General features: G+C 49.1%; 2 protein-coding genes. Both read left to right on the top strand.

Annotation, left to right across the window (positions count from 1 at the left end):
• Positions 1-329: transposase (locus ACFFK0_RS30650; RefSeq protein ID WP_377475265.1), on the top strand; the 329-nt coding region annotated here is incomplete at its 5' end.
• 47 nt (positions 330-376) lie between these two features.
• A partial coding sequence (locus ACFFK0_RS30655) for an IS3 family transposase (protein WP_377475267.1) occupies positions 377-629 on the top strand: 253 nt, incomplete at its 3' end.

Raw genomic sequence — 629 nt, forward strand, 5'->3', positions numbered from 1 at the left:
AGGTGTTCCCCATGGGTGAACAGCGGAAACGGTACAACGAAGAATTCAAAAAGGAAACAGTGAAATATCTTCAGGAACAGACGAAGACGGTGGAGGATGTCGCCCTGGAACTTGGCATCCCGGCAAAGACGTTGCATTCTTGGAAGGCAAAGTTTCGTGAGTTTAAAAACGAGCCTATCGCCAATGCTGAACGCTTGCGGGAGCTTGAACAGTTACTTAAGGAGAAAGATCGTGAGATCCGTGATAAGGACCGCCGGATAGCCGATGTGGAGGAAGAGCTGGCCATTGTAAAAAAGGCAGTGCACATCTTCAGCAAGCCAAAGAACTGAGATTTCAGTTCATCGAAGATCATCGCTCCCAGTTTCGAGTGGAGAAGATGTGCAAAGTGCTGGGCGTTTCCAGGAGCGGTTTCTACAATTGGCTTACTCATCAACCTAGTACGCAGGAGCTGCGTAAACGTAAAGTCCAGGAGCGGATTAGGTACCATTTTAACGACTCGCATGGACGATATGGTGCACCGAAGATTACGTTTTTGCTGCAACAAGAGGGCTACACGTTGACGGAGCGTACCGTTGGCCTTTATATGCGGGAACTCGGTCTGCGCTCTTGCGTCTCACGTAAGTTCAAAG

The organism is Paenibacillus chartarius (assembly GCF_042432825.1).
Lineage (GTDB): Bacteria > Bacillota > Bacilli > Paenibacillales > NBRC-103111 > Gordoniibacillus > Gordoniibacillus chartarius.